The following is a 25,236-nucleotide window of genomic DNA, read 5'->3' as shown; positions in this document are numbered from 1 at the left end:
CCTGGCTACATGCGTTCAAGCGTCTGCGCATCCGCTACGAACGCCGCGCCGACATCCACCAAGCCCTACTCACCCTCGCCTGCGCGGTCATCTGCCTCCGAAAACTCATTCTGAACTGATCTGTAAGGGGGCTACAGGTGTTGAGGCAGCATGAGTCGTTCGCCGGCTACCTGGTGGAGGGCGTACTCGGGCAAGGCGGCATGGGCACCGTTTATCTGGCCCGGCACCCGCGCCTGCCGCGACTGGTCGCGCTCAAACTGCTCGATCGCGAGGTGTCCGAAGACCGAGAGCTGCGGCGGCGGTTCGAGCAAGAAGCCAATGTCGTCGCGCGCCTGGACCATCCGGGCATCGTCGGCGTCTACGATCGCGGCACCCACGACGGGCACCTGTGGATCTCGATGCAGTACATCCGCGGCACCGACGCCGCCCGGCTCGATCCACGCACCGCGAGCCCGGACCATATCCTCGGCATCATCCGCGATACCGCCCACGCGCTCGACTACGCCCACAGCCGAGGTGTGCTGCACCGCGACATCAAACCGGCCAATATCTTGATCGCCGAGCCGGAAGCCGGGCGCGAAAGCCGCGCCCTGCTGACCGATTTCGGGATCGCGCGATTGCTCGACGCCGACACGAAACTGACCGCCACCGGCACATTCACCGCCACCCTCGCCTACGCCTCACCAGAACAACTCTCCGGTGAGCCGGTCGATCACCGCGCCGATCAGTATTCCCTCGGCTGCACCCTGTACACCCTGCTGGCGGGACAGCCGCCGTATCCCGCGACCAATCCCGGTCAGATCGTCGCAGGGCATCTGGCCAAGCCGGTGCCGCGGCTGAGCGATATCCGTCCCGGGTTGTCCCGGCGGCTCGACGACGTCATCGCACGCGCGATGGCCAAACACCGGGACGAACGATTCGCCAGCTGCGGCGACTTCGCCACGGTCGCGGCGGCGGCGCTGCACGGGGAAGATCCCGGTGCGTGGGCAGCACCGGCGCGAACCGTGGTCAACCAGAGATCCGCTCACCCGGCCGCGGCGGTCGATCCGTGGCCTCGTTCCGGACCGTCCGAGTTCCACCAGCCTCCCGACCCGATCCCGCGCGCGGAGTTCGGCCCCGCCGCGCGGGCCCTCGCTCCCGTCGGCGATCGGCGGCCCTCCGGGGTCGTCGCCAGGATCGGGGCCGTCGTCGGACTCGGTTTCGGTGTGCTCGTGGCCCTGCTCGTCGCGCTCGGGGTGGCCGAGTGGGCAACCCGGCGCAGCGGCGGCCACGGCCGAACGCCGCGGACTACGGCCATTGATCTCGTCGGGCCCGTGGCGGCCTCTTCGACGATGTCGCTGCTGCTGATCGGCGGTTCCCTCGCACTTTTCGCGGGCAAGCGCGCCGGGCGTATCGCTGTGGCGCTGGGCACCGGGATTCTCACGTTGCTCGGGGTGATCGCGGTAGGGGCCAGCCTGGGCAACAGCCCTGGGGAGGTGGTGTTCTCCGGCACGATACTGATGTTGGCGTTCACAGGATTGGCGTGCACGGTGTCTCCCTCGACCAAGCGGTGGATCGCCTACAAGCGATCCAGGACCCGGTGAGGTGCAAGACCGAGGCAGCTGCCTGGTGACCCGCCTCCGGGACTCGTCGGTGCGCTTGTTCCCTCGGCCAGAGATGATTCCCCCGTCGCGGCGGAAGCCGCGCGAGCAGGCAGCTCGATGGCCGAAGGCTTGCACCCGGGCGAGTGCGTCGATACCTCACCGCCCGCGAGGCGTGGCGCGCCACCGCCGCCTCCGCGGGCGTCGGCGCACCGGAGCTGTAGAAACCGCCGTCCGCCGCGACGCCGGCTCCGCGAGCGGGCGCAGCACGGTGCTCGGCGTCGACGCCGGTGCCAGGACCGTCAGGTCGCCACCGGCTCGGTGACGCGGCGGACCGGCCGGATGCGGATGCCGAACTCCGGACGCAGGTTCACCGACGCCAGCGGCACCACCGGATGGTCGTCATCGAGTTCCAGCCGGAAACGCTGCACCGTCATCGCCAGGATCAGCACCATCTCCGTCATCGACATGTCCTTGCCCAGGCAGACGCGCGGGCCGCCGGAGAACGGGAAGAACGCGAACTTGTGCCGTTCGGCCACCTCGGTGTCGGCGAAACGCTCCGGGCGGAATTCCTCCGGATCGTCCCACAGGCGCTTGTCGCGGTGGATGTAGTACATGCACAACGTGACTCGCGCGCCCGCGGGCACGTGGTAGCCGCCGATCTCGTCGTCGGCGATCGGGGTGCGTTCGACGATCCACGCCGGCGGATACAGCCGCATGGTCTCCTCGATCACCATGCGGCAGTAGCTCAGTTGCCCCAGATCCGCGAAGGCCGGGGTGCGGTCGCCGAGCACGGCGCGCACCTCCCGCGCCAACCGCTCCTGGATCTCCGGATGCGTGGCCAGCAGATAGCACGCCCACGACAGGGCGTTCGCCGGCGACTCGTGGCCGGCCACCAGCAGGGTCTTGATCTCGTTGAGCAGATCCTCCTCCCGCATGCCCTGACCGCCTTCGTCGCGGGCGCGCACCAGCGCGGTCAGTACGTCGGTGGTGTCGCCGCCGCGTCGGCGTTCCTCGATGAGCTGCCGCACCACGTCGTCGAGTTCGCCGACCTTGCGCGCGACCCGCCGTGCCTCGGGTGTCGGGAAGGACTGCGGCAGCTTCACCGGCGCGTTCACCCTTTTCATGATGAGCGCGAACGCCGCACGCATCGCGTCGGTCACCTGGGCGGTGCCGGTGGACAGGTCGATGCTGAACAGGATCCGGCCGGTCACCGCGAGCAGCAGCTTGACGTAGTCGTCGTAGATGTCGCGGAACTCCCCGGCCGCGGCGTCCCAGTTGTCGAGCATCGCCGCGGCGCTGTCGGTGATGTCGTCGGCGAAGCCCTTGACGTGCGAATGGGAGAACGCCGGCGAGATGAGCTTGCGCTGTTTGCGCCAGTACTCCAGGTTGTTGGTGGTCAACTGCCCGTCGCCGAGCAGGATGCTGAACTCGTCGTAGATCGGGCTCTTGCGGTAGTTGGTGTAATTGTCCTTCAGCACGTACTCGGTCAGCGCCGGGTCCGCGACGAGGTAGACCAGCATCGGGCCCGCCTTGACCCGCACGACGTCGCCGTAGCCGTCCAGCAGCGCGCCCACGGTCGCCAGCGGGTTCTTCGCGAGTTTCGGCAGCATGCGTCCGGTCTCCACCAGACCTGGCCCGGGTGCTTTCATGGTCCGACCTTTCACTTCAAAAGCTTCGCGTGCTTGCGCAGCTGGTTCACGTAGTCCTGTTTCTCCACCACCAGCGGGTACTGGTCGGCGTGGTAGAGCCGCAACCCGGCGTACAGGTCGGGCTGGCGGCCCTGAGTGGCGCGGTCGAACCGCTCGACCCGCCGGGGATCGCTCGCTTTGACTCGCAGATACTCCGCGACCAGATCGGCTTGTTTCTCGTAGACGTCCCAGTGCGAGCCGATCGGCCGCACCATGCCGACCACGAACAAGTCGCGGGCGTGCGGCGGGAAGATGTTGAGATACAAGCCCGGTCGCAGCTCGCCCTCCGACCAGTTCAGATGGGCTCGGTCGACGACGGGATAGTTCGGAACGAATCCGGTGGCCAGGACCACCAGGTCGAGCTTCTCCTCGGTGCCGTCGGTGAACGTCACCCGGTCGTCATCGATCGCGGCGACGTCCGGCTTGGGCGTGATATCGCCGTGGGTGTAGTGATGGTGCAACTGGTCGCCGAGCATCGGGATGACGATGCCTTCGCCGAAATCGGGCACCGGTAACCCGAACGAGCGCGAGCGGCCGCGCAGATACGAGAACAGCCGCTCGAAGGCCCGCTTGCGCAGCGGCCGCCACATCCGGCCCTGAAGCATGCTGTCGGTCGGGCGGCCCAGCATGTACTTCGGCATGCAATAGAACCCGCGCCTGCTGCTGTGCAAGGTCAGCGCGGCATTGACCGCGCAATCGGACAGTATGTCCGCCGCCGACTGCCCGGCGCCGATCACCAGCACCCGCTTGCCGAGCACCTGTTCGGGATGCCGGTACTCACTCGAATGCAGCACGGGCACCGTGCCCGAGCCGGGAATCTCGATGCGTCGCGGGGTGCGGTCGTGGCCCGTCGCGATGACGACCCCCGCGTATGGCCGCTCGGTACCGTCGGACAACGTCACCGTCCAGCCGCTGTCGGCGGGCTCGACGCGCTGGACCGCGGTGTTCAACTGGATCCGCGGCCACAGGTCGAACGCGTCGGCGTAGGAGTGCAGATAGCGCAGCACGAGTTCGTGCCCGGGATAGTCCGGATAGTCCTCCGGCATCGGGAAACCCGAAAAAGCCTGCACACTTTTGGAAGCGATCACGTGCGTGTTGCGGCTGACCGGAGAGTCCGGGCGCCGTGCGTCCCAGATCCCGCCGATTCCGCCGACCGCCTCGAGCACCTCGAAATCCAATCCGCGCGCGGCGAACCCGCGCGCGGTCGCCAAACCGGCAGCACCCGCGCCGATCACGCAATACGTGCTCATGCCACATCCTTTCCGGCACACGCGGGGCCTTGCGGGGTCACGCTGCGCTGCCACCTCCAGGCCTGACCGCTCATGCTGTGTCTTCTGTCGGCATGAGCGGGGCCTTGCGGGGTCACGCTGCGCTGCCACCTCCAGGCCTGACCGCTCATGCTGTGTCTTCTGTCGGCATGAGCGGGGCCTTGCGGGGTCACGCTGCGCTGCCACCTCCAGGCCTGACCGCTCATGCCGCGCCGACCCGTTCGGTGTGCGGGGCATCCTCCCGCGGGGCTGGTTGCGGGTCGGTGCCCGCGCTCGCCCGCCAGGCCACGAGGAAGCAGGCGACGTAGATGACCGTCTGACCCACCAGCGTGAAGTAGACGTTCTCGTTGTAGACCGCGACGATCAACCAGGCCAGGGTGAGCAGGGCGACGGCGCGTTTTCCGCCGCGCAGCAGTCCGGCGTACACCGCCAGCATCCACACCGCGCCGACGGCGATGTACACCCACGGCCCGAACGGGGCGCGGAAAGAGGCCAGTGTCAGCACTGCCAGCCAGATGGCCAGTTGCTCGGCGCGCACCCGCGGGCCTTGCGCACCCGCCGACAACCGCCGGTGGATGCGGACAGCGGTGACCGCCACCAGGATCAGCAGCAGCAGCGTGTAGATGTTGGTGATCACGCGCGCGGGCCCGGTGGGATCGGCGATGTCCCAACCGAGGATGTTCGCCTTGTAAGGCAGCCCGAACGGCGAATAGTTGACCAGCTGGTTGGCTCGTTCCACGAGTACGAACTGGTGGAACTCCCCGCTGGCCAGCCTCTGCCAGGTGCCGTCGGACAGGAATTGCCGCCACGGCTCCCGGCCGAAGATCGCCAGCGTGGCAAGCGAGTAGAACCCGCAGAACGCCGCGGTCCAGATCGCGGGCCGCCAGCGCCGCTGGACCAGCAGATAGACCAGCAGAATCGCCGGTGACACCTTGGCGATGATCGCCAACGCCAGCGCCGCGCCGCCGAAGATATTGCGCCGCAGATGGAACAGGACCATCGCGCCCGCACCGCCGACATACAACAGCAACACGTGGATGTTGCCGATCTGCAGGGTCGCCAGGGTCGGCAGGCTGATCCATACGACCGGAGTGAGCGCGGCCAGCACCCCGCCCTGCCTGCCGCCGATCCAGCGGGCGATGGCGAACATCGCCACCAGCACGATCGCGACATACAGCGAGTACCACAGCGCCCGCAGCGTGGCGAAGTCGTGGCTGAACAGCAGCAGCAGTCGTGGCAGCAGCAGGAACGGCGGCGGGTAGAGGTAGGCGTCGCGGTCCTGCGGGGTCACGGCGGGCAGCGCCGAATCCGCCTGCGGCGATGCGTAGCGGTGCCGGTCGTAGAGGCTGCCCGGTTCGTGCTCGGCCATCAGCGCGCCGCTGATGTAGCCGGACAAGTGGGACTTCTTCACCAGGAAGTCGTCATCGGCCGACAAGGAGGCATCGACGTTGTCGGCGTCGAGGATGAACTGCGTCAACCGGGCCAGCACCGCGACGACGAGCAGGATGACCACGCTCCACAGGACCCGGACCACGATCGGTCTGCCCCGCACCGCCTCTCGCCACTCGGTGGGCACGGTCGGCACGAACAGCACGAAAAGCGCCGCGCCGCAGACGATGCCGAGTACGGCGGTCGCGGGGCCGGGTAGGCCGGTGAGCGCGAGCACGATCATCACCACGGGGACGAGGATGCCGACGACGAACACCGCGTACATCGCGGCGTAGTAGTCGAGCGAACCCCGGAACCTGGTCCATGTACTGGATATCATCTGCAACCTACGGCTTTCGGATGGTCTATCTGGTCGCTGTGGCGTGCTCGGCCAGCAGCGGAACGACCTGTGTCACCACGTCGTTCGGTGTGGGCGCGGCGCGCAGGTCGGCGCCGATCCGCGCGGCGGCGTCGCGGAAGCGCGATTCCTGCAACAGGGCGCGGACCGAGGTGGTCAGCGCTTCGATGTCCCCCTGACCGGCAGGCGTCTCGGCGGCCAGGCCCACGCCGGCGCGCACCAACCCCCGGGCGTAGTCGAACTGATCGAACATCTGCGGCAGCACCAGTTGCGGCAGACCGAACCAGCCCGCGGTCAGACCCGTGGTCGAGCCGCCATGATGCACCAGCAGGTCGCAGCCGGGTAGGAACAGGTTGAGCGGTACCTCTTCCACGACCCGGACGTGGCCGGGCAGCTCGCCGACCGTAGCCCGGTCGGACGCGGACAGCGCGACCACGACCTCGGCGTCGCCGATTCCGCTCAGCGCGGCCAGCACCGACTCCAGTGGCCGCGGACCGGTCAGGCCGAGCGTGCTGCCGCCCATACAGACCGCGATCCGCTTGCGGCCGTCGTCATTGCGGTGCCACGGCGGCAGCGCGCCGGTGCCGTTGAACGGGACGTAGCCGACCGGAGTGCCCGGCGGGGCGTCGGGCGCTTGCAGGCGCGGCGGGCAGATATCGAGGATGGCGACCGGGTCGGCCAAACGGGTGCCCGCCTCCTCGGCCAGCACGGCGGTGCGTTCGGTGAACGGGCCGCCGGTGGGGTCGATACCCCACCGGTGCACCAGGACCGGCAGATCCAGTTCGGCGCCGAGTGCGCGACCGATGGTGGCCAGCGGGTCGGTGAGGATCACCTGCGCTCCCCAGTCGGTGGCCACCGCGGCGAACGTCTCGAGGTGCTGGCGGGCGTGGTTGTGCCAGTTCTGTGCGGCGACCTGCCACAGACCCTGCCCGCTGGACTGATCGCGGTCGGCGAACAGCGGTAACGGGAACATGCCCGGGTGCACCTGGGTGCGCAGCTGGTCCATCGGCACGTTCAGCGCGGTCAACTCGACGGCGTTGAGGCCCGAGCGCAGCGCCGTCGCCGTCACGTCGTTGCGGGAGGCGACCAATACTTCATGGCCTGCCAGCCGCAGCGCCCAGCAGAACGGCACCATGGCGAGCAGGTGGCCCGACGAGGGCACCGGCACGACGAGAAACTTCATCCGATCACTCCTTCGGCTTCATCCACTCCATCGGATTGGTGTGCCGCGGCACCCATGATGGAGCCGATTGCTCGGCATTGCGGCGTTTTTCGATGACCACGATGTTGTGGTAGAAGTGCAGCGCCCCGATCCAGTCGTCGAAAGCGCCTGCCGCGCGGCCGGATTCCTTCTCGAATTCCTGGTGATGCAGGGCGTCCACCAGGGTTTTCAGATAGCCGATGGTGGTGGCCGGGTCGTCGGTCGCGGTGCTGCTCCCGCCCCAACCCGACCAGTAGGAGGTCTGGGTGTCCTCCACCACGTACAGCCCGCCGGGCCGCAGGTGGGTGAACAGCGCCTGGAACGAGGCGATCACGTCACCGCTGATGTGGCTGCCGTCGTCGACGATGATGTCGAACGGGCCCAGCGAGCTGCCGAGTTCGTCGAGGAACGCCGGGTCGCCCTGGTCGCCGCGCAGTGGTTGCAGGCGTGGTTCGGCGATGCCGGACTTGTCGAAGTAGTCCAGGCCGAACACCAGGCCGCGGCGGAAGTACTGCTTCCACATCCGCAGCGACGCTCCGCCCACATCGGGTGCGGTGTATCCGCCGATGCCCAGTTCCAGAATCCGCACCCGGCTGTCGCGCAGCGGCGCGAAGTGCCGCTCGTAGTGCTGGGTGTACCAGTGCCCGCCCCACTTGTCGGAACCGAAGTGCAGTGACAGCGCGTCGAGGTCGTGATGGTGCGGGCGGCATGCGGCCACGATCCGGTCGGCGGCGACGGCGGCGGCGTCGCGGGCCAGTCGCCACGGATCGTCCGGGGCGAAACTGCCCGGCCCCGGTTCGTCCTTGATCGCGATGGCGCGGGTGGCCAGGGCGGCGTCGGGCGGACCGTAGACCGCGCGCAGCAGCTCCACCAGATCCTGACGCACCACCAGCCACGGATCTTCCAGGGTGCCGGGACCGACCGCGGGGTCTTCGGCGCCGAATGTCACGAGGTAGTCCAGCTGCTTTCCGTCGTGGGTCAGCTCGAACACCGCGGTGACCGGCTGCTCGGGCCGCCTGCCGTGGCTCGCGCGCCAGGCGATCTCCTTCAGCACCGCGTCGGCGACGGCCTCGGTGCCGATCTCACCGAGGCGCGCGGCGGTTTCCTCGTAGATCCCGTCGGCGACGGAGATCAACTGGGCAGCAAGGACATTCTCGTCGTTCAGGGTCACGTCATCCAATCCGTTCCGCCGGTGCGCACCGGCCTCGATTCCTCTGCCAGGCGCACACCCTCGGCGGTGAGCATGGCCCGCACCATGCCGTGGAAGTCCACCGAAGGGCGCCATCCGGTCCGTTCCCGCAGCCTCGTCGCGTCACCCACCAGCGGCCGCCCGCTGCGGGTGAGCACCGAGGAGCGCTCGCGGACATGGTTTTTCCAGTCCAGTCCGGCCGAGCCGAACGCCGCCGCGCAGAACTGCGCGACCGTGTGGTGTTCGCCGGTGGCGACGACGAAGTCGTCGGGCTCGTCGAGGGCCAGGATTCGGGTCATCGCCTCGACATAGTCCGGCGCGTACCCCCAGTCGGCGCCCGCGTCCAACCTGCCCACCTCCAGCGTGCCGGTCTGCTCCCGCTGGATGCGCGCGACGGCGCGCACGATCTTGCGGGTGACGAACTTCTCCGCCCGCAAGGGTGACTCGTGGTTGAACATGATCCCCGCCGCCGCGAAGACGCCGCGGGCGCGGTAGGCGCGGCAGGCCAGCAGACCCGCCGCTTTGGTCACCCCGTAGATCGAGTCCGGTCGCAGCCCGCTGTTCTCGTCGCATACCGCGGAGCCGTCGGAGCCGAAGACATGCGAAGAAGCCGCGTAGAACAGGCGGGTGCCCGTGCGGTGACGATCGATCGCCTCCGCGAAATGCTGCACCGGAAGCGTGTTCACCCGATGCGAGGCGCGGGCCAGCTCGTGTGGGTCGCCCGGGTCGTCCTGCGAGGAGTGCTGCACCGCCGCCAGCAGGTATACCTGTTCGGGGCGTTCGGACGCGATCAGCCGCTCCACCGCGGCCGCGTCGGTGATGTCGACCGGGCCGTCGCGGCCGATCCGCAGCACTCGCTCACCGCGCGCGGCGAGCAGGTCCGACAGCAGTGTGCCGTCCTGCCCCGCCGCGCCCGTGACGACGACGGTCATCTCAGACCACGTCCAGTTCCGGCAGCGGGAACACCAGCCGTCCGCCCGCCGCGCGGAAAGCGCTCTCCCGCTCCAGCATCATGGCGCGGAAATGCCAGGGCAGCACGAAGAACTGGTCGGGCGCCAGCTCACGCGCCCGCGCTTCCGACACGATCGGAATCGCGCTACCCGGGGTGAATTTGCCGAACTTGTCGTCGTTCACCTCCGCGATGCACGCCATGTCCTCCGGCCCGATCCCGCAATGCTGCAACACCACGTTGCCTTTGGTGGAGGCGCCGTAGCCGAGCGTGCGCAGACCGGCCTTGCGGGAGCGGTCGAAGAAATCGCGGACCTGTTCGCGATGCTGGTCGACCCGCTTGGCGAAATCCGCGTACGGCTGCGCGGTATGCAGGCCGAGCGCGGACTCCTCCTGACGCATCCGCTCCAGCGCGGCGGCGTCGGCAGGCGACGGCACGCCCTGCTTACCCAGCGTCAGCGCGAAGCTGCCGCCGTTGACGGTATTGCGTTCCACCTCGAGCACCACGAATCCGCACCGCCGCGCCATCCATTCGATCTGGTCGAGGGTGTAGTACTCCAGGTGCTCGTGGCAGATCGTGTCGTAGGAGGTGGTGGCCAGCATCGCGGGCAGATAGCTCTGTTCCAGCACCCAGATGCCGTCGTCGGTGAGGCTGTCGTACACCGCGCCCATGAACCGCAACGGGTCGGGGACGTCGTAGAACATGGCGATCGAGGTGATCACCTTGGCCCGTCGCCCCGCCAGCACCGATGCGACCAGCTCGGGGGTGAAGTAGCCGGTCACCAACCGCACGTGCGGCGGATAGAACCGGCGGAACTTCTCTCCCAGCGGGTCGATGCCCAGAATCGTCGCCGACCCTTCGGGGTAGGCGCGCAGCAGTGTCGCGTCGTTGCTGCCGATGTCAATCACCACGTCCTGCGGCGACAACGTCACCCGCTGCCGGATCCTGGCCACCCGGTGGGCCAGGTGATCGATCATGGACTTGTTCAGGCCGGAGCGGTATCCGTAACCGGGGGAATACATCTCGTCGAAATCGGCCGTGTGGCGCAACTGCACCAACCCGCACTCCTCGGGGCCGGCGGGCACGCAGCGCACCAGTTCCAGGGGGTAGCGCGGCACCCCGGTCGGGTCGGTGGCCGGGAACACCCCGGTCAACGCCATGGTGCCGAGGTCGACGACCGTTTCGAGCCGGGTGTTGCCGCACACCCGGCAGCACTCCACCGCCACTGCTTGCGTCACGCGTTCTCCATATCGTGGGCGACCATCAGCTCGACCAGTTCGGTGAAACTCGTACGCGGTTGCCAGCCCAGTTTCTGGCGCGCCTTGGTCGGATCACCGGTGAGATAATGCACCTCGGCGGGCCGGAAATAGGTCGGATCGACCTCCACCAGTACCCGCGAGGTGCGCCGATCGATGCCCCTTTCCTCCAAACCGGTTCCCTCCCAAATCAACTCGACGCCCGTAGCGGAGAACGCGGTCTCGCACAGCTCGCGCACGCTGTGCGTCTCACCGGTCGCGATCACGTAATCGTCGGGTTCGGGCTGTTGCAGCATCAGCCACATCGCCTCGACGTACTCCTTGGCGTAGCCCCAGTCCCGGCGGGCGTCCAGATTGCCGATGAAGAGCTTCTCCTGCTTGCCCTGCGCGATGCGCACCGCGCCCCGTGTCACCTTCCGGGTGACGAAAACCTCCCCGCGCCGCGGTGATTCGTGATTGAACAAGGTGCCGTTGACCGTGTACATCCCATAGGCCTCGCGATGGTTGACCGTGATCCAGTACGCGTACAGCTTCGCCACGGCATACGGCGAACGTGGATGGAACGGTGTCTCCTCGCTGAGCGCCACGTCGTGCAGGCCGCCGTAGAGTTCCGAGGAGGATGCCTGGTAGAACCGGGTCGCTATGCCGGTCTTGCGGATGGCGTCAAGGATGCGCAGCGTGCCGATCGCGTTGGTCTCGGCGGTGAACTCCGGGATCTGGAACGAGATGTGCACGTGCGATTGCGCGCCCAGGTTGTAGATCTCCGACGGGCGCACGTCCTCCAGAATCCGGTTGAGACTGCTGGAGTCCATCAGATCCCCGTAGTGCAGAAACAACCGGCGTTGACTATGTGAATCGGAATACAGGTGGTCTATGCGGTCGGTATTGAAATTCGACGCACGCCTGATAATCCCGTGCACCTCATATCCTTGCTGCAACAGGAATTCTGTCAGATAAGACCCGTCCTGGCCGGTGATGCCGGTTATCAGCGCCTTTCTCATCAAACCTCCAACCCCGAGACTAACGGGACGTCGAACAGCGGGCAATACCTATCTTTCGGTCGCCGCCGGTATTAGAATTCGATTGCATGAGCGCGGCCTCCGAAAAAACTCTGGTGATGATTCCGACATACAACGAGCGTCGCAACGTGGGCCCGTTGCTGGCTCAGATCCTGGAACAGGGCACCGATTTCGATGTCCTGTTCGTCGACGACAACTCCCCCGACGGCACCGGTGACCTGCTCGATGAGCTGGCCCGACAGCATTCGCCCCGAATCCATGTGCTGCACAGGGCCGGCCGCCAAGGCGTCGGCTCCGCGCACCAGGCCGGTATCCGCTGGGCCTACGCTCAGGGGTATCGGCACATCGTCACGATGGATTCCGATTTCGCGCACCCGCCGTCGTATCTTCCGGCATTGCGCGCCGCAGCGGACGGTTTCGACATCGTGGTCGGGTCGCGTTATCTGAGAGAGGACAGCCTCGCCGACTGGACTCCCTTCCGCAAGGTCCTCACCCGGGTCGGGCATTTCCTCACCGTGACATTGCTGCGCATGCCATACGATGCCACCGGCGCGTTCCGATACTACCGGTTGGACTCCGTTCCGGTTGCCGCTTTCGATCGGGTTCGTTCGACCGGTTACTCCTTCTTCTTCGAAAGTCTCTACATTCTCGCCGCCAATGGCTACCGGATCGAGCAGGTACCGATCCACGTTCTCAACCGCACGGCAGGCGCGTCCAAGATGCGCACCCGCGACGTCGCGACCAGCGTGCGTTTCCTGCTGGTGCTGTGCGCGGAGAAGTATCTGCGCCCCAGCAGGCATCGCATCAGTTCGCCCGCGCACCGCTGACCCTCCGCCCGGCCAGCCAGTCGATCACCGCCGCCGCCTCCGGCCAGTCGGCAGCGGGGGCGGTGATCGGGAACTGGTCGTCGACATGATCTCTGGCGAACTCCGACCGTGAGCCCACCGCGTCCCGCACCTCGGCGAGCGTCACGGTGGTGCGCGCGCCGACCTCCCGCAGCCCGGTGTCCTCGAGGTGGCCGGCGATCCAGTCGGCGCACCAGTCCACGGGGGCGAAGCTCTGGCGCGAGCGGCCGCTGGCGAACACCGGACGGTCGGCGGCCATGTCGGCCAGCACGCCCTTGCGGTAGTCCCCGCCGTACATCGGACCGAGGCGGACGACGAAAGTGTCCGCACCCGAACACAGTTGCTCGGCTTCGGCCCGATGACGGCCGTACACCGTATCCAGCTGGGTGCGCGCGGAAATGCTGCTGATCTGCACGAACCGGTCCCAGCGCCACCGCTGGCGCAGTAGCCGCGTCTTGTCCACCGTCTCGGCACGATCGGCTTCGGGATTGTGCTCGGCCCAGAACCTCTTCGAGGGGCAGGCGGCATTGATCAGCACGTCGTAGCGACCCGCCGTGCGGTGGGGCTCGTGATCGGCGCGGACCACGGGCACGACCTCGAAACCTCCGCGCCTGCCGAGCGCTTCGACCAGCGCGGCACCCACGTATCCGGCTGCGCCGACCACCGCCACCCGCACCCCGCTCATGCGGTGTCCCGTCCGGCGTGAGCGGTCACGCTTCGTGGCCGCCCCGCAATCGCCGCACCTCGCGGCGAGCGCATCCGAATGCGCCTGTTTGCCCGCCTCTCGGTCCGCCGGCTCACGACTTGCCTTCCAACGTGTGTGGCAGCGGCGCCACCTGCACGATCGGCGGATCGCACTCGTCCCACGGCTTGGTCAGCATCGCGACGAACGTCAGCGGCGTGATCGAGTACACCGTGTGCATCACCCCGATCGGGGTTCGGGTGCAGATGCCTTTGGAGACGTGGATGAACTCCTCCGGGCAGTCCGGATCCTCGTGGTCGTCCTTGGTCACCAGCACGCCGTTGCCCTCGACGAACAGCAGATACTCGACGAAGTGGGGGTGGTAGTGCAGCCCGCGCACCTTGCCGGGGTGCATGTAGATGAGGTTGAACTCCAGCAGGGGTTCGGGCGGGACCCAGGTGAAAATGCCGCCGCGCCCGTCACGGACGGTGTCGAGGTTGCACGACGGGGTGAGGACTTCGACCTTCATTACTGCATCCCTTCATCAGGCGGGTACCGCGTCGGGGCGGACAGCGTCGAGCTTGTCCGCGAGTGAGCCGAGCAGCGCTGCCCGCTGCTCGACGAGGAAGAAGTGACCGCCGGGCAGCAGCTCGGTGGAGCGCAGCCCCGGCAGGACATCGCGCCAGGCCTCCAACTGCGAGACAGCCACCTGACGGTCGTCACGACCGCCGAACAAATGAGCCGGGCACGACGGCGCGTCGGCGGGTGTGAACCGGTAGTCGTCGAAAATCTCGAAGTCGCTGCGTAAAGCGGGCAGGAACAGCGCCATCACTTCAGGGGTCTCGCGCACTTCCGGCGGGATTCCGCCGTAGTGGCCGACCGCGGCGGTGAATTCGTGATCCGGCAGGTCCGACAAGCGTCCCGGCCTGGGCAGGTGCGGGGCGACCGCTCCGCCGAGGAACAGCGCCCGCGGCGTGACTCCCGCGGGCAGGCGGCGCGCGACCTCGTAGGCGGTTAGCGCGCCGAGACTGTGGCCGAAGAAGGCGAACGGAAGATCGGTCAGCGGCAGGATCAGCGGCAGTGCGGCGTCGACCAGGTCGGTGAAGCGGCGGATGGGCGTCTGCGCCAGATGCCGCTGCCGGGCGGGCAGCTCGATCGCGCACAGCTCGACCCAGTCGGGCAGTTGTTGCCGCCACGGGGTGTAGGCCGCCGCTTTGCCGCCGGCGAACGGCCAGCAGAACAATCGCAGACGCGGCGTGCCCGCGGTTTTGCGGTGGATGGTCAGCCCGCCCGTCTCCGGGCGTCGTGCCGGTTCGGGGGTAACCGAAACGGTCGCAGAAGCCGGAACAGGATCCGCCGCAGGGGTCTGCGGTTCGAGGGTCGCAGAAGCCGAAAGGGTTTCACCCATGGGACTTTTCGATCCGGCTTCGTCAGACAGGGTACGCAGATCACCCACCGTCGCGATCCGGATCACCGGCGCACCGAGCGTCGCGAAGAACTTCGACAGCGGAGCAGACGGACCGACCTCGTACCGGGGTGTGCCGGAGCGCAGCAACGCGCGCATGTTCGCGGTCCAACGGACCGGAGCGGAGATCTGGCGGACCAGATGCTCGGCGAGGGTTTCGGGCCGGTGGAACTCACCGGTGTAGTTCGAAGTCACCGCGACCGCGCGTGCGGCGCGCATGCGGGGCGCGCAGTCGGCCAGATGTCCGGCGAAGTCGGCCTCGATCCCGCGCATCCACCGCGAGTGGAACGGCGCGCTCACCCGCAGCGGGACGAACCGCAGGTCCGGATGGCGGTCGGCCAAGACGGCGCGCGCGGCCGCGATCGCGTCGCTGTCGCCGCTGATGACGAGCTGGTCGGTCGAATTGTCGTTGGCCACTTCGGCGCCCGCCTCGACCACCAGTTCGGCCACCCCGCAAGCGGCGATGTCCGGCAGGATCAGCGCCGCCATGGCGCCCTGGCCTTCGGGCACCGCCCGCTGCATCAGCGCACCGCGGGTGCGCACCAGCCGCACCCCGTCGGCGAGTTCGAAGACGCCCGCGGCGACCAGCGCGGCGTACTCGCCGAGGCTGTGGCCGCCGAAAGCGACCGGCCAGGCGCCGAATTCGGTGACCAGCACCCGGTAGGCGGCGATCTCCATGGTCAGCACGCACGGTTGGGTGTACTCCGTGCGATGCAACCGCGGATCGCGCTCGACGCAGATCCGCAGCAGATCCTCGCCCACCGCGGCAGCGGCCTCGGCGAACGTCTCTCGCGCGAGCGGGAACTCGGCGCACCAGTCGGCGCCCATCCCGGTGCGCTGGGCGCCCTGCCCCGGGAAGACGATCGTGCACTCGCCGCTCATCGCAACGCCTCCGCGGTCGGCTCGGCCGCGCGCGGCGCGGGGATGTAGCCCACCTCCGCGCAGTGCGCCAGATACACCCGCACCAGATCCTCGGTCGGCGGGCAATCGATGCCCGCGGCGGCGAGCACGCGCCGGGTGTAGGCGCAGTCGGCGTAGGAGCTCTCCTCGTAGTGGATCGTGCCGAAAAGTTCGATGCCGTACTTGAACATCTCCAGGGTCTGGCTGTCGTAGACCTCGTCGGTGCCCAGCCGGTAGATCTGCCGGTCGGTGGCCCTGCGGTGGAATTCCTCCAACGGCACGAGCGTCACGTCGTACCCGGCGCGCTGGACATAGCGCACCACGTCGTAATAGCGCCGGATGTCGGGGTTGGTCAGGTGGTAGGTCTCCCGGTAGGTGGGGCGGTGCATCGCGATGTGCACGATCGCGGCGCTGACGTAGTCGACCGGGGTGATGTCCCAGTGCACCGGCGTCAGCATCGTCTCGCCGGTCTCGATCATCGTCTTGAGGATGTCGTAGTACGCGCCTTTCACGCTGACCTCGGAGAACGGATACCGGCCGGTGCGGCTGTCGCCCATGATGTTGCCCGGGCGCACGATGTCCCAGAGCAGCCCGCGTTCGCTCGCCGCCCGGATCAGCTTCTCCGACTCGTACTTCGTCTGCTGGTAGGGCAGATGGTCGTAGCCCTGGCCCAGTTCCAGATCGCGTTCGGTGAACGGCGGGTTGTTGAAGTTGAGCCGATCACCAAGCGCGCTGAAGCTCGACACGTACACCAGGTACTTGCCGCGTGAGCGCAGCGCGAATTCCGCCGCGCGCCGGGTGCCTTCGACGTTGATCGGGGCCAGCGCGTCGTAGAAGGTGACCAGGGTGGTGCGGCCGGCGGCGTGGATGGTCAGGTCCACGTCGTCGGCGAGCCGCTGCCAGGTCGTCTCGTCCAGGCCGAGCCGTTCGCCGGAGACGTCGCCGAGCACCGTGGTCACGCGATCGGTGAACGCCTGGTCGAGCGTTCCGTCCGGATCGTAGGTGCTGAGGAAGTGCTTGACCCGGCGCTCGGCCGTGGCCACGGTCTTGCCGCGCACCAGGCAGGTCACTCGCACGTCGGTGCGGGTGAGCAGATCGTGCAACAGCTTGCCGCCCAGCACGCCGGTCACGCCCGTGATGAAGACCGACCGCACCGCGATCGGAGCGTCCATGCGCACCGGCGGGATGTCTTGCTGGACTGTCGCGGCCGGGTCCACCGCGGTGGCGCGCGGGACATCGTCCCGCGTCGTCCCGGCGATGATGCCGTCGGCCACCAGGTAGTGCGACAGCGACGCGATGGTGGGATGCAGCTCGGTCGACTCCGCCGGGATCTTGACGTCGTAGTGCTTCATCAGCCGGTTCAGCATCCGGACGGTGGCCACCGAGTCGAACCCGAAGTCGGTGAAATTCGCGTCCAGGTCGAGATCGGCCGGGTCGGACTTGGTCAGATCGGCGAAGATGTCGCGGATGTGCTCAGCGAGCCGATCGCACATCTCGCTGTCGAATTCGTCGCCGGTCGGGGCTGTGGTGACCGGTTCGGTGACGCCGGTCGGAGCGGGCAGGTCCGTGCGCGGCTCGATCGGTTCGGTCGACGTCGGTTCGGTTCGGTGCGCGGTGCCGTTCGTGGAACGGCCGTTGCGCTGCTGTGCCCGAGGCGGCCCGCTTTCCTGCGTGACCACTGTTTTCGCGACCACCTGAGGAGCCGGGTGGCTGCGTTTGCGGTAGTCCTCGGGAACGATCCAGTACCTGCGCCGCTCGAACGGGTAGCCGGGCAGGCTCACGGTCCGGCCGAACGGCTGGTCGTAGCCCTGTTCCCAGTCCACGCTCCAGCCGCCGGCCCACAGCTCGGCGACCCGTGGCAGATTGCCGGAGCGCAGCAGCGCGCGCACTTCGGCGCGGTCGGCGTCCGACTCGCCGGGCAACTCGTCGAGTTCGCGGTGGGTGCGGGCCACGCCACGGAAGATGAGCAGCCCTTCGGCCGGTGCCGGGGAACTCGGCTCGGCTGCACTGTCGAGCAATTCGACGAGTTCGGCCGTGGAGGTGGCCACCACCGCGAGGCGATGTGTGAACGCGCTCCGCCCGACGGCCAGCGTCCACGCCACATCGGGCAGCGGCAGCGGGTGTTCGCGCAGCCGGTCCGCTGTGCGAGCGGCCAGTTCCGTGAGCCGGTCACCATCGCGCGCCGACAACACCACGATTCGCGGTTGCCCGTCTTCGGCGGTCGGCACGGTGGGCTCGGCGTCGGTGAGGATCACGTGGGCGTTCGAGCCGCCCGCACCGAATGAGCTGACGGCGGTGATACGGGGCTTGCCGTCGTCGGGACGCGGCCAGGCCGTGGGCCGGTCGATGACCCGGAACGGCGTCGCCGCGAAATCGATCCCCGGGTTCGGCGGGTCGCTGTGCAGGTTCGGCGCGATGGTGTCGTGGCGCAGTTGCAGCAGCGCCTTCACCACGCCCGCGGCGCCCGCCGCCGCTTCCAGATGCCCGACACTGGATTTCGCCGAGCCGATGCCGCAATAGCCGCGTTCGGACCTCGCGCTGCGGTAGGCCTTGGTCAGTGCCGCGATCTCGATGGGATCACCCAGCGCGGTGCCGGTGCCGTGGGCTTCCACGTAGCCGATGTCGCCCGCGTCGACGCGGGCCGCGGTCAGCGCCCGGCCGATGAGGTCGGCCTGTGCGACCGGGTTGGGAACGGTGAACCCGTTGGTGCGCCCGCCGTGGTTTATCGTGCTGCCCCGGATCACGCCGTAGACGCGGTCACCGTCGGCGCGCGCGTGCCGCAGTGGTTTGAGCACGAGGGTGACCACTCCCTCACCGGGCACGTAGCCGTCGCCGCCCGCGCCGAACGACCGGCACCGGCCGTCGGTGGAGGCCCAGCGGCCGTAGCCGAGCAGCAGATACTTGCCCGGGTGGATCGACACGTTCACCCCGCCGGCCAGCGCGTAGGCCGACTCGCCGCGCCGCAGGCTCGCGCAGGCCAGATGCAGCGCGGTCAGCGACGCCGAGCACGCCGTGTCGACCGCGAGACTGGGTCCGTCGAAACCGAAATGGTAGGAGACCCGATTCGCCACCGCGAAATATCCCGAGATCGGCACGCCGACGAACGCCTGATACTCGGCGTAGCCCACCCCGGCGAAGACCCCGGCATCGGGCAGACCGCGCGCCGCGGCGCTGCGGTGCACCCGATCCGGCGAATAGCCCGCGTCTTCCAGTGCCGCCCAGGAGGTTTCGAGGAACAACCGCTGCTGCGGGTCCATCTCCTCGGCGTCCTTGGGCGTGATGCCGAAGAAGCGGGCGTCGAACTTGTCCACGTCGTCGAGGAACCCACCCCACCGTGCGTAGGTGGTGCCCGGTTCGTCGGGGTCGTCGGAGAGGTATTCACTGTGGTCCCAGCGTTGCGGCGGGACCTCGACGATACAGTCGCGGCCCGCGACCAGGTTGGTCCAGAACTCTTCTATGTCCCCCGCCATCGGGAACTTGCCCGCCATACCGATCACGGCGATGTCGTCGGAGTCGTCCGCATCGTGTGTGGCGAGCTCGGTTGGCTCCGGTGCCCGTTCGGGGGTGGGGTGATCCGCCGCCACCGTGCGCGTCGCTTCCGGGTTGCTGCCGGTGCGGGGCCGGCCCGCGGTGAGCACGGCCAGGCGTGGCGCGTGCTGCTCGGCGAGATAGCCCGCGAGGTCACGGACGGTCTGGAACTCGAAGAACAGAGTGCTGGGCAGGGGCCCGAAATCGGTTTCCAGCCGATCGTTCATCTTGCTGATCAGCACGGAGTCGATCCCATAGTCCTGCAGGGGGATACGAGTGCGGATCCGATGCGGGTCCAAGCGGCAGTACTCGGCGAGCAGGCCTTTCAGATAGGTCTCGGCGTCGCCCCGCAACGCTGCGGGATCTGCTACGGAGGAGGGCTCGGTACGGGGTGTCGCGAGCGCGCGATTCTCGTGAGCGGCAGTGCCGGGCGCGCTATGGTTGCCGGTCTCACCGACACTGCGGGATGCAGGGATAACCGAGCCTTCGGTCTCCCCGCGTGCCGTAACGGCCGCGGCTTCGGGTTCGACGGGTGCCGGTGTGTCGGCCGCGCCGGAGGCGCCTACCCCCTCGAGTGCACCGGCCTCGGGTGCCGTGGCACTTCGTGGTGCCGAACTCTGTGCCGCGGCTCGGTGGAGGTCCTGAGGCCCGAAGATCCCGTTCGGCAAGCGCACGGAGCCGGTCTCGTGTGTGGACGAAGCGGCAACGCTCAGCTCGGGCGCCCAGCACCGTTGCCGATCGAACTCGTAGCCGGGCAGGTGGATACGGCGCGCGAGCGGGTCGTTCCAACCGGAGTGTTCGACGTGTCCCCCCTCGACCCATTGCCGGGCCACCGCTACCGGGTCGTCGAGCACGGTGGCGCCGGGCCGGTGCGCGGTCGGGGCGTCGAGCGTTCCCGTGCGGACTCCCGCAGGACGATCGCCCTCGGCGAAGGCAGCCAGCCGGGCGGCGATCGCATCCACCGAGTCGCCGACTACCGCCAGCCGATGCTCGAATCCGCTGCGCCCGTGGGCCAGCGTGCACGCGACATCCGCCAGCGCCGTGTCCGGATGCGCGGTCAGATGCCTGCGCAGCGTCCGCGCCATCCGGATCAGGCTCGTGGCGCTGCGCGCCGAGAGCACGATCAGCTGCGGTCCGCCCGGTGCGTCACGCCGGGCGGACCGCGCCGCCGGTGCGCCGTCGACCACCACGTGCGCGTTGGTGCCGCTGAAACCGAAGGAACTGATCGCCGCACGCCGCGGCGCTCCGTCCCACCCACGCAGTTCGGTGTTGACGAAGAACGGCGACTCGTCCAACCCGAGCAGCGGGCTCACCGAATCGACGTGCAGCGAGGGCGGCAACTGTCCGGCGCGCATGGCCAGCAGCACCTTGAACAGGCTCGCCATCCCGGCGGCGTGCGAGGCGTGGCCGATATTCGATTTCACCGACCCCACCGGGATGGCGCCGACCGCGCCGGTGTGGTGGCGGAAGGCGGTGGTGAGCGCTTCGATCTCGATCGGATCACCCAAACGTGTTCCGGTGCCGTGAGTTTCGACGTAGCCGATGGTGGACGGGTCGATCCCGCCGTCGCGATACACCGCCAGTTCCAGTTCGGTCTGCGCGCGAACGCTCGGCGCGGTGATGCCGTTGGTGCGGCCGTCGTGGTTGATGCCGATCCCGCGAATCACGCCGTGGATCGGGTCGCCGTCGCGTTCGGCGGCGGCCAGCGGTTTGAGCACCACCACACCGACGCCTTCGGCGATCACGAAACCGTCGGCGCCCGCGTCGAAGCTCGCGCAGCGGCCGCGCGGCGACAGCATGCCCATCGAGGAAGCGAGCAGGTGGTATTCGGGCGTCACGAAAACCGCGACACCGCCGGCCAGCGCGAGCTCCGACTCCCCCGAGGCGAGGCTGCGGCAGGCTTGGTGCAGCGCGACGAGCGCCGAGGAGCAGGCGGTGTCCAAACCGAGACACGGACCGGTCAGGTCCAGGTGGTAGGCCACCCGGGCGGGCAGGATGGCCGGGCTGTTGCCGGTGAAGAGGTGATGGGAGCCGACGGTGCCGTGGTTGCGCAGCAGGGTGGCGTAGTCCGACCCCGGTGATCCGGCGAACACCCCACAGCGCGTGCGCCGCAACGACTTCGGATCGATGGCGGCGTCTTCCAGGGCCAGCCAGCTGTGCTCGAGGAACAAGCGCTGCTGCGGGTCCATGTAGTCGGCTTCGGCGGGCACCAGGTCGAAGAACGCCGGATCGAACTCTTCCACGCCGTCGAGGAACCCGCCCCACTTGGAGTAGGTCTTGCCGGGTGCCGCCGGTCCCGGCCGGAAGTAGTCGGCGACCGGCCAGCGTGACGCGGGCACCTCGGTCACCGCATCCTGCCCGGCGGCGAGAGCGCGCCAGAACTCGTCGAGGTTCCGCGCGCCCGGGAACTGCCCGGACATGCCGATGATGGCGATGTCCATCGATGCTGACCTTTCGCTGGGCCGTGCGGCCTGGGCGGTGACGGTTCGGGGAACCGACGCGCCGGACACCGGAGATGTTCTGCTGGTCGCCGTGGCGCCTTGTGCGGCCATGTGCTCGCTGAGCAGCCGCACGGACGGATGGTCGAACACCACCGTGGGTCGCAGCGTGAGGCCGTAGCGGGCGTTGACCCGGTCGATGATCTTGATCGCGAGAATGGAATCGACGCCGTACTCCGACAGGGGCAGTTCGGCTCGCACGTCGCCGCGTGCCACACCGAGTCCGTCGGCGACGATGGCGATGAGTTCGGCTTCCAAGGCCGTGGCATCGGCCGCATAGCTGACCGGGGCGCTCGGCTTCGGGGCGTGTGTGTATTCGGCCTGCACGCCCGCGCCGGGTTCCACGGCGGGTGCGAGAGGAGCTCGAGCGATCGCGGCGGGTTCGGGCTGCACGTCGTCGGTCGGTTGCGCCGTGTCCCCGGCAGCGGGCCGCGTGGTGGCGCTGACGGCGGCCAGCAGCCGGAAACTCGGTTCCGGATCGGAGGACAGACCCGGTCCCCACGAACGGGCTCCCGAGAACCCCGCCGCGGTCATGGCGGCGTGCCATTGTGCTTCCGACAGCAACGGAGAGTGCGGGATACGCATCCCGGGATCGCGGTAGGCATGCCAGCCCTCCAGCAACCCGAAGGTCAGCGCGAGCACTTCGAGGTCGGTGGTCGCCTCGGTGAACGCGAGCACACCGCCGGGCGCCAGCAGGCGCCGGACATTGCGCAAGGTCGCATCGATCGACCGCGTCGCGTGCAGGACGTTGGCGCAGACCACCAGATCGGCTTCGTGGGCGGGGAATCCTTGCGCGACCGGGTCGGAGTCGATGTCCAGCACCGCGAAACGCAGGTTCGGGCGCGCGCCGAAGGTGCGTCGCCCATGCGCGAGGAAACTGTGCGACACGTCGGTGTAGTGATAGTCGAACGCGATCCCGCGCTCGGTGAGCGCGTCGAGCACCGCGTGCGTGGAACCGCCCGTGCCCGCGCCGACTTCCACGATCCGCAACGGCCGCGCGTCGTCGTGCCGCTGCGCGAGCGCCGATACCAGTTCGGCGAGTAGGCCGTTGGTGAAGTCGTAGGCGGCGTTGCCACGATAGATCGCGCTCACCATCTCGATGTCGCCGCCGGGGAACAGCACCTCCGTCGCCGACAGCTCCCCGCGCAGTACGCGTGGATAGGCTGCCAGGCAGGCGTCCAGCAACGCCACGTACGGCTCGGTTTCCGGGAAGCGCGCGATCAGATCGGCGCGCATCCCGCCCGTGCCGGGTGGCGGGCCGGGGACCTCGATCCGGTCGTCCTGCCACCGCACGAGCCCGTGTCGCCGCAGGATGTTCAGACAGCTGGTGCGCAGCCGGTCGAATTCGGGCCGCACACCCAGGTGCGCGTCCAGTGACCGCACGGTCCACTCCCCCGGCGTGAGTCCCATTCCGGCGAAGGTGGCGAACAACAGCATCGCCGCGTAGCGGCCGAGTTCGGCCTTGCCGGGCTCCACGATGCCCGTGAGCTCGACGGAGGCATCGAAGCGCTCCACCGCAGCGTCGAACTCCGAGCGCGGCGGTGCGATGATCCAGTAGTCGGTGCGTTCGAAGGGATAGCCGGGCAACGGAATTCGGCGCTGCGGGCCGCCGCGCCCGCGCCAGTCGACCTCGACCCCCGCGACCCACTGGCGGGCCAGTTCCTGCTCGTCGGCCGCCGGAGCGTACCGCGGCGGCCTGCTCTGAGCGTCGACGGTGCCGGTGACCACAGGGCCGAGCTGGTCGGTGCGATATCGGTCGAGCGCGTCGGCTACCTCGACCGGTGCGGACGCGACCACCGCGAGACGGTGCGCCAACGCCGGCCTGCCCACTTGCAAGGTGCGCACCGCGTCGGTGAAATCCGCTGGATCGAGGGTGCGGAAGTGCCGCGCCATCCGCTCGGCGTATCGGTGCAGCCGCTGCGGTGTGCGGGCCGACAGCACGAAGACCTCCGGTCCGATCGTCCCGGCCGGGTGAACGCGGTCGTCGACGAATTCCGCTAGCACCACATGGGCGTTCGCGCCGCCCGCGCCGAAGGCGCTGATGCCCGCGTGCCGAGCCACCACGACCCCGTCGATGGTGCGGCGCGGCCAATCCTCCACTTCCCGGGGCAGATGGAACGGCACCGAGTTGAACGCGATGGCCGGGTTGATCCGGGCAACGTGCAGTGTCGGCGCGATCCGGCCGTGCCGCATCTGCAACAGCACCCGGGTCAGGCTCGCGACACCCGCGGCGGCTTCGGAATGGCCGATGTTCGATTTGGTCGACCCGAGAGCGCGGGAGCGACCGGCGTCACTGATTCTGCCGAAAGCCACTGCCAATCCGGCGATTTCGATCGGATCGCCGAGCGGTGTCCCCGTGCCGTGTGCTTCGAGATAGTCGATCGTGTCGGGATCGACCCCGGCCGCCCGCAGTGCCTCGCCGATCACCTCGGCTTGCGCTCCGGGATGGGGAACGCTGTATCCGGACGTCTGCCCACCGTGGTTGATCGCGCTGCCCAGAATCAGGCCGTGAATGGTGTCACCGTCGGCGCGGGCGGCCGACAGCGGCTTCAGATACAGCGCGCCGACACCTTCGCCGGGAACATAGCCGTCGGCGGCGGCGGCGAACGGTCGGCACCGGCCGCTGTCGGACATCATGCCCAGGCTGTGCAGCAGCAGGAATTTGTCCTCGTGCAGCAGCAGGTTGACTCCGCCGACGATCGCCGCGTCGCATTCGCCGCCGAGCAGGCTGCGCCGTGCCAGATGCAGCGCGGTCAGCGACGCCGAGCACGCGGTGTCCACGGTGAGACTCGGGCCGCGCAGACCGAGGGTGTAGGAGGTGCGATTGGCGATGGACGACGGGATCGAGGCCACCGCGACCGGATCGCCGTCGCGGGTGGCACCGACCCCGAGCAGCCGGTAGTCGCTCCAGGTGGCGCCCACGAACACCCCGACGCGGCGATCCCGCACGGCCGGGTCGGTGTGGTGATATCCGGCGTGCTCCAGCGCCGCGTAGGCCTGCTGCAGGAACAAACGCTCCTGCGGGTCCAGCAGCGGCGCCTGGACCGGCGGAATGCGGAAGAATTGCGGGTCGAATCCGCCCACGTCGCGCAGGAAGCCACCGATCATCGGGGGCGCGCCGGGGGCCTCCCCTGCGGCGGTCAGCCACCAGCGTTCGGCGGGGACCGGTCCGACCGCGTCATGCCCGTCACGCAGGTTGCGCCAGAACTCCTCGATGTCCTCCGCGTCCGGATAGCGGCCGCTGATTCCGACGATCGCGATCGGCTCCTCGGCGCCGGTGGACACACGGTGCTCGTTCGCCGACACCGGTTCGGCGGCAGGGGCGTTCGCCGAGGGAATTGGCGGCTGTAGTCGTGTTCGCAGGGTTTCGGGCTCGCCC

General features: G+C 68.5%; 14 protein-coding genes and 1 pseudogene (1 of these 15 running past the window's edge). 3 read left to right on the top strand and 12 right to left on the bottom strand.

Annotated elements, in window-relative coordinates; all coding sequences use genetic code 11:
• Both GVY39_RS29150 and GVY39_RS34750 read left to right on the top strand, forming a co-directional pair.
• Positions 1-119, top strand: a pseudogene (locus tag GVY39_RS29150) (IS5/IS1182 family transposase); the annotation flags it as partial.
• An 18-nt stretch (positions 120-137) separates the two neighbouring features.
• Positions 138-1,583 (top strand): serine/threonine-protein kinase, encoded by a 1,446-nt coding sequence (locus tag GVY39_RS34750; RefSeq protein ID WP_159930121.1) that lies wholly within the window; start codon positions 138-140, stop codon positions 1,581-1,583.
• A gap of 299 nt (positions 1,584-1,882) precedes the next feature.
• Here the strand turns inward: GVY39_RS34750 and GVY39_RS29140 are convergent, their stop codons facing one another.
• The 8 genes from GVY39_RS29140 to gmd form a co-directional block, all read right to left on the bottom strand.
• The gene (locus tag GVY39_RS29140; RefSeq protein ID WP_159930120.1) at positions 1,883-3,232 is read right to left on the bottom strand and encodes a cytochrome P450; all 1,350 of its coding nucleotides are present in this window, start codon (positions 3,230-3,232) and stop codon (positions 1,883-1,885) included.
• Between the two features lie 11 nt (positions 3,233-3,243).
• Positions 3,244-4,521, bottom strand: a complete 1,278-nt coding sequence (locus GVY39_RS29135) for an NAD(P)/FAD-dependent oxidoreductase (RefSeq protein WP_159930119.1) — start codon at positions 4,519-4,521, stop codon at positions 3,244-3,246.
• Between the two features lie 220 nt (positions 4,522-4,741).
• Positions 4,742-6,307, bottom strand: a complete 1,566-nt coding sequence (locus tag GVY39_RS29130) for a glycosyltransferase family 87 protein (RefSeq protein ID WP_159930118.1) — start codon at positions 6,305-6,307, stop codon at positions 4,742-4,744.
• A 25-nt stretch (positions 6,308-6,332) separates the two neighbouring features.
• Positions 6,333-7,508, bottom strand: coding sequence for a nucleotide disphospho-sugar-binding domain-containing protein (locus GVY39_RS29125; protein ID WP_159930117.1), 1,176 nt, complete (start codon positions 7,506-7,508; stop codon positions 6,333-6,335).
• Positions 7,509-7,512: 4 nt separating this feature from the next.
• Positions 7,513-8,697 (bottom strand): class I SAM-dependent methyltransferase, encoded by a 1,185-nt coding sequence (locus GVY39_RS29120; protein ID WP_159930116.1) that lies wholly within the window; start codon positions 8,695-8,697, stop codon positions 7,513-7,515.
• A complete protein-coding gene (locus tag GVY39_RS29115) occupies positions 8,694-9,647 on the bottom strand; it encodes a GDP-mannose 4,6-dehydratase (RefSeq protein ID WP_159930115.1) in 954 nt (317 codons plus the stop codon). Before GVY39_RS29115 ends, GVY39_RS29120 begins: the two co-directional genes overlap by 4 nt.
• A 1-nt stretch (position 9,648) precedes the next feature.
• Complete coding sequence (locus GVY39_RS29110) at positions 9,649-10,902, bottom strand: class I SAM-dependent methyltransferase (protein WP_201295387.1); 1,254 nt, start codon at positions 10,900-10,902, stop codon at positions 9,649-9,651.
• Positions 10,899-11,921 (bottom strand): GDP-mannose 4,6-dehydratase, encoded by a 1,023-nt coding sequence (gmd, locus tag GVY39_RS29105; RefSeq protein WP_159930114.1) that lies wholly within the window; start codon positions 11,919-11,921, stop codon positions 10,899-10,901. Before gmd ends, GVY39_RS29110 begins: the two co-directional genes overlap by 4 nt.
• Positions 11,922-12,007: 86 nt before the next feature.
• On the opposite strand from gmd, the gene GVY39_RS29100 reads away from it, so the two are divergent.
• On the top strand, positions 12,008-12,766 hold the full coding sequence (locus GVY39_RS29100) for a polyprenol monophosphomannose synthase (protein ID WP_159930113.1): 759 nt from the start codon (positions 12,008-12,010) through the stop codon (positions 12,764-12,766).
• Here GVY39_RS29100 and GVY39_RS29095 read toward each other — a convergent pair.
• The 4 genes from GVY39_RS29095 to GVY39_RS29080 all read right to left on the bottom strand — a co-directional run.
• A complete protein-coding gene (locus tag GVY39_RS29095) occupies positions 12,744-13,469 on the bottom strand; it encodes an NAD(P)-dependent oxidoreductase (protein WP_201295386.1) in 726 nt (241 codons plus the stop codon). The two genes, GVY39_RS29100 and GVY39_RS29095, sit on opposite strands and share 23 nt — an antisense overlap.
• Positions 13,470-13,581: 112 nt before the next feature.
• Positions 13,582-13,995, bottom strand: coding sequence for a hypothetical protein (locus tag GVY39_RS29090; protein ID WP_159930112.1), 414 nt, complete (start codon positions 13,993-13,995; stop codon positions 13,582-13,584).
• A 15-nt stretch (positions 13,996-14,010) separates the two neighbouring features.
• Entirely contained in the window at positions 14,011-15,813 is a 1,803-nt protein-coding gene (locus GVY39_RS29085) for a thioesterase domain-containing protein (RefSeq protein WP_159930111.1), read from the bottom strand.
• A protein-coding gene (locus GVY39_RS29080) for a thioester reductase domain-containing protein (protein WP_159930110.1) crosses the window boundary here: on the bottom strand, positions 15,810-25,236 show its 3' portion. Its footprint extends 2,669 nt past the window's final position; the window shows 9,427 of its 12,096 coding nt (coding positions 2,670-12,096); its start codon lies beyond the right edge, outside the window; its stop codon occupies positions 15,810-15,812. Before GVY39_RS29080 ends, GVY39_RS29085 begins: the two co-directional genes overlap by 4 nt.

It is taken from the genome of Nocardia sp. CY15, from assembly GCF_009829295.1.
Classification (GTDB): Bacteria; Actinomycetota; Actinomycetes; order Mycobacteriales; family Mycobacteriaceae; genus Nocardia; species Nocardia sputi.
This window is presented reverse-complemented; position numbering and strand designations above follow the sequence as displayed.